Source organism: Leptotrichia sp., assembly GCF_057270615.1.
In genome coordinates, this window is sequence record NZ_DBHIXN010000088.1 from 1 (window position 1) to 5,012 (window position 5,012).

Annotated in this window: 7 protein-coding genes; all 7 read right to left on the reverse strand. The window is 31.2% G+C overall.

Features of this window, described 5'->3' with window-relative positions:
• Window positions 1-153 precede the first annotated feature (153 nt).
• Window positions 154-747 (reverse strand): XTP/dITP diphosphatase, encoded by a 594-nt coding sequence (locus tag ACO409_RS10135; protein ID WP_485556923.1) that lies wholly within the window; start codon window positions 745-747, stop codon window positions 154-156.
• A 35-nt stretch (window positions 748-782) separates the two neighbouring features.
• Window positions 783-1,529, reverse strand: coding sequence for a lysophospholipid acyltransferase family protein (locus ACO409_RS10140; RefSeq protein ID WP_485556925.1), 747 nt, complete (start codon window positions 1,527-1,529; stop codon window positions 783-785).
• Window positions 1,530-1,578: 49 nt separating this feature from the next.
• The gene (locus ACO409_RS10145) at window positions 1,579-2,187 is read right to left on the reverse strand and encodes a regulatory protein RecX (RefSeq protein WP_485556927.1); all 609 of its coding nucleotides are present in this window, start codon (window positions 2,185-2,187) and stop codon (window positions 1,579-1,581) included.
• Window positions 2,177-3,292: a recombinase RecA gene (gene recA, locus ACO409_RS10150; protein ID WP_485556929.1), complete on the reverse strand. Its 1,116-nt coding sequence runs from the start codon at window positions 3,290-3,292 to the stop codon at window positions 2,177-2,179. The genes ACO409_RS10145 and recA overlap by 11 nt, the downstream gene beginning before the upstream one ends.
• Before the next feature lie 122 nt (window positions 3,293-3,414).
• Window positions 3,415-4,092, reverse strand: a complete 678-nt coding sequence (locus ACO409_RS10155) for a dTMP kinase (RefSeq protein ID WP_485556931.1) — start codon at window positions 4,090-4,092, stop codon at window positions 3,415-3,417.
• A 248-nt stretch (window positions 4,093-4,340) separates the two neighbouring features.
• Window positions 4,341-4,697 (reverse strand): type II toxin-antitoxin system PemK/MazF family toxin, encoded by a 357-nt coding sequence (locus ACO409_RS10160; RefSeq protein ID WP_485556933.1) that lies wholly within the window; start codon window positions 4,695-4,697, stop codon window positions 4,341-4,343.
• Window positions 4,698-4,830: 133 nt separating this feature from the next.
• Window positions 4,831-5,012 (reverse strand): zinc ribbon domain-containing protein (locus tag ACO409_RS10165; RefSeq protein WP_485556935.1); only part of this gene is annotated, 182 nt, incomplete at its 5' end.

The window sequence follows — 5,012 nt, forward strand, 5'->3', positions numbered from 1 at the left end:
AATTCATCTCCCACTTATAGAAAGCCTACGACTTCTTGCTATCTTTTTGTTAAATAAGTTTATACTAAATTCCATTTAGAAAATAGAAATAATATTTTATCTATTATATTCTTGTAAAATTACTATTTAAACATAAAATATGACATAAAAATATTATTTTTCTTTAAGAAGTCCTGAATCAATCAATTTTCTAAATGCTCTAGCTCTGTGACTAACTCTTTTTCTTTCCTCGTCATCAGCTTCTCCAAATGATTTTTTTAATTCATAAGAATAAAATAACGGGTTATATCCAAATCCATTGCTTCCTCTCAATTCAAATAAGATTTCTCCATTTACTTCACCACGAAACGAATGGATTTCTCCATTTGGAAACGCAATACTCACAACAGATACAAAATGTGCTTGCCTATCTTCTTTTTTTACATCCTTCATTACTTCAAGCAATTTTTCATTTCTATCTCTATCACTTGCATTTTCCCCAGCAAACCTTGCCGAATAAACACCAGGCCCTCCATCCAAACTATCAACACAAAGCCCTGAATCATCAGAAATTGTCACAATTCCAGTATAATCAGCTATTTCCTTTGCCTTCTTCCTAGAATTTTCTTCAAAAGTCTTTCCATCTTCTACAACATCAGGAATATCCATCCCATCCAAAATCGTTACAACTTCCAAATCCATCCCTTCCGTCAGTTTTGCAAAATCCTTTATTTTTCCCTTATTTTTAGTTGCCAAAAACACTTTCATAGCTTTCCTTTCTTCAAAATCTCAATTAGACCTTACTAAATATTTTTTTCTTCTTTATAATTATCCTTTATAATTTTATTTACAACATTATGCACGTCTTTTTTTTCTTCCCTTGACATATTTTTTAATTCAACTGGTTTATCCACAATAATTTTTATATTTTTGTTTGGCGTTATTTTCAAACTTTTACGGCTTTGTACCTCATAAGTTCCCACTATCGTAATCGGCAAAATTCTAGCATTTGTATCAGTCGCAAGTTTAAAGCTTCCCTTTTTAAATTCTCCAATTGTTCCATCCTTACTTCTGCTTCCTTCAGGAAAAATTACATAAGAATGTCCTTTTTTTATTTTACTTATCGCATCCTTCATATCTTTCATTCCTTGTCTAGCATTTTTTCTATCCAAAAAAATACAGTCAAAAGAACGCATCCAACGCCCAATAGCAGGCCATTTTTTCATTTCTTTTTTCGCAATAAACGAAAAATTAAGTGGCAAATATCCAAGTAATGCTGGAATATCAATATTACTCTGGTGATTGGAAATTAATATAACTGCTTCATCGTTTTCTTTTATTTTATTTACTTCTTCTTCACTTCCATTTTTGTAAACAACAGTTACTTTACTTCCAGATCCCCATATTAAATTTTTCCCCCAATTTTTTGCTACTCTACACACATATCTGTATCTTTTTTCACCTCTATTAAATATTAGATACCAAATATGAAAAATACTTCCATAAATAAAAGTACCTACAAGCACAAGATGGTAAAATACAGTTCTCATATTAGTTTCCTCCTTTGCTATTATTTTTTATTTTTATAAACACGATTCATTATTTATAATTTTCCTTATATTCCTTCACTTTTTTAAAAATTTTATCAAGAGAAAATCCTTGCCTTGCCAGATACTGTATAAGCTTTTGCTCTTCCTTTATTTTTTTTTCATCCCGCTCGTTATTTATATTGACTTTTTCACCTTTTTTTTGAATGAGTTTTTCTAATTTTACATCTTCAACATTTTCTTCATTTTCCTCATCTAAAGCCAAATATGCCTTTTCAACTACATCTTTTGTGACTCCCTTTTGAAAAAGATTATACGAAACACGATTTTTGCCATACGTTTTACTTTCAATATATGACATTGCATAATTTAAATCATTTAAATATCCAAGCTCTTCCAGTTTTTCTGTTGCTCGTAAAACAGCTGCTTTATTTTGATACTTTTCCTCTAATTTTAACCGTACTTCCTTTTTTGTCCTATCCTTTAATGAAATTAAAAAAATCCCTTTTTCAAGAGAGGCTTCATAAGAAATCTCATCATAAAACCTCTCAATATTATCATTTATCTTCAAATCATATCTTTGCCTGATAAGCGGGCTTATATCCATAATTTCTCCTGTATCAAGATACATTTTATTCCGATAAATTTTATTAATTTTCATTGCCTTCTATTTCGCCATTTCCGTCATTTTGAGTTTGATCATTTTCTGGATTTTCCTGTTTAACTTCTTCTTGTTTTGGACGAATAGCTTCTAATACATCTTTTTCTAATCTTCCGTATAGTTCTTTATTTTCTTTTAGCATATTTTCCACATTTACACGACCTTGTCCCAATCGTTCTTCTCCATAGCTAAACCAAGCTCCAGCCTTTGAAGCGATTCCTAAATTTATCGCTGCATCCAGTACTTCTCCAATTCTAGAAATTCCCTGTCCATACATAACATTAAATCTAGCTTCTTTAAATGGCGGAGCGACTTTATTTTTTGTAACTTTTACCAGAACTTCATTTCCAATAACGTCATCTCCTTGCTTCACAGAACCTACTCTTTTCACTTCCATTCTAACTGTTGAAAAGAATTTTAATGCACGTCCTCCTGAAGTTGTAGTTTGCGGACCTGGAGTAAATGAAAACCCTCCGATTTTTTCTCTTATTTGATTAATAAAAATCATTACAGTATCAGATTTTGCAATGCTTCCTGTCAATTTTCTAAGTGCTTTTGACATAAGCCTTGCCTGAAGTCCCATTTGCTGATCTCCCATTTCCCCTTCAATTTCAGCTTTTGGAACAAGTGCCGCAACCGAATCCACTACAATTACATCCATTGCACCACTTCTGACAAGCATGTCTGAAATCTCAAGTGCCTGCTCCCCAGTATCAGGCTGTGAAATTAAAAGTTCATCAATATTTACTCCAAGAGCCTTTGCATAAACTGGATCAAGAGCATGTTCCGCATCTATAAATGCCACGGTTCCTCCAGCCTTTTGAGCTTCCGCAATAATATGAAGTGCAAGAGTCGTTTTCCCCGAAGACTCAGCTCCATAAATTTCAACAATCCTCCCTCTCGGAACTCCTCCAATCCCAAGTGCTATATCCAAATTCAGACTTCCCGTAGAAATAGCTCTAATATTCATTTTCTGATTTTCACCAAGCTTCATTATAGCACCTTCGCCATAATCTTTCTCTATTTGTTTTAGTGCCAAATTAAGCATTTTTTCTCTTTCACTTAATCCTTTGTCATCTTTTTCTTCTGCCTTTTTTCTAGCCATTACACCCTCTCCTTATTTTAACATTTTCGCTTCAAATATTATTATACCATAATTTAATTGCTTTTTATATGTTTTTGTTTATTTTAAAAATATTTTTTAATAAAATTAAAAACCATATATCTTTAAATATTTTTCAATATTATTTCCATCATCTCATTATTTATATCTTCTATTTTCCTCAATTTATCTTCATTTACACAAGAAATTACATTCCATCCATATTTTACCGAAAGATCTTTCGCCACTTCATAGGCATTTTTTAAATAATTCTTATCCTTTTCATGAATATCCTTTTCTTTCTTCCCAGTTATTTTATTTTCCCGATCCTTCATAAGTTTCTGACTGATTTCAAAAGGAATATCCAAAAAAAACACAACATCTGGCTTTGGTATCCCAATTTTTACCCACTCTAAATCTATAAGCCAATCTAAATATTTTTCCTTTTCAATCTTATCATGAATTTTTGGAACTTGATGAATCATATTTGAAATTGTATATCTATCACTAATCACAATCCCTCCATCTTCATAAAACTTTTCCCATTCACTCTTATACGAAGCAAACCTGTCAACCGAATAAAGCACAGAAGCCGCATAGGCATTAACGCTTTCCGCAGTTTCTCCAAATTCACCTGCAAGATACATTTTTACAGGTTCTGAAGCCCTGCTTTCATAATTTGGAAAAGATATTTTTTTTACTTTCCCTTCTCCCTTTATTTCCTTCAATTTTTTACACAGCAATTCTGTCTGTGTCTGCTTCCCACTTCCATCCGTTCCTTCTACAATTATTAATTTTCCCATCTTACACCTATTCCCTTTACTTTTTATCCATAAAATACAAAAAAACAAATAAGAAAAAAGCTCTCATAAATTCAAGAGCCTTCAACTTCTCAAATTTTATTTATTTGAGCTCATTTTTAAAGTGATTTTACTATATTTACCATATATTTATTTTATCATAAATGACTTCAAAAGACAATGCAATTGAAAATTTTTATAACAAAAAAATCACAGTTAATTTCTCAACCATGATTCTTTTATTATATTTTCTATTCCAGCAATCCTTCCATTATTTCATTATGAAATTGTTCTACTTTTTTTATTATTTCTAAATATAGTTCTTCATAATCTGATTTTAAATCACCTATTATAATGCTTGAATCTATTTGTTGTATCGGTATTGAAACCATTCTGTGAGTTCTAATATAAGATATTCTTGTCAAATTTATTTTAGAAAACTTTTCAGGATCTATCTCAACATCATATGTTGAATTTATATTTATTCTATTTGGAATTGTTGAAATAGGCAAAACTACATAATCATCATTTTCAGGACTTTTTAATACTAATGCTGGTCTTGATTTAATAGAAATTCTCTGTAATTTTGCATCATAATACTGAGTCAAACATCTAACAATTTTTCCTACCAGTGAACTACTCCCGCTTTTAGAAGCGGGAGCTTCTTGGGAAGTACTTGCTTTTGCTAGCCAAATATATTTACCAAGCTCTTCGGACAGTCCCTGCCCTGTTTTTTATTTCCTAATATTTCAACATTTCTTTTCCAACATCTCTTATATTCAGTGCCGCATTGTAATCTCTATCAATTTCAATTCCACAGCACTCACATTTATAACTTCTTTCTGATAATTTCAGTTCCTCTTTAACGTTTCCACATTTACTGCAAGTTTTCGATGACGGAAACCACTTATCTATTTTTAAAA

Excerpts from the sequence above, each read along its gene's own strand:
- ACO409_RS10145 (WP_485556927.1), bottom strand. The coding sequence starts at position 2,187 with ATGAAAATTAATAAAATTTATCGGAATAAAATGTATCTTGATACAGGA.
- ACO409_RS10155 (WP_485556931.1), bottom strand. The coding sequence starts at position 4,092 with ATGGGAAAATTAATAATTGTAGAAGGAACGGATGGAAGTGGGAAGCAG.
- ACO409_RS10135 (WP_485556923.1), bottom strand. The coding sequence starts at position 747 with ATGAAAGTGTTTTTGGCAACTAAAAATAAGGGAAAAATAAAGGATTTT.
- recA (WP_485556929.1), bottom strand. The coding sequence starts at position 3,292 with ATGGCTAGAAAAAAGGCAGAAGAAAAAGATGACAAAGGATTAAGTGAA.
- ACO409_RS10140 (WP_485556925.1), bottom strand. The coding sequence starts at position 1,529 with ATGAGAACTGTATTTTACCATCTTGTGCTTGTAGGTACTTTTATTTAT.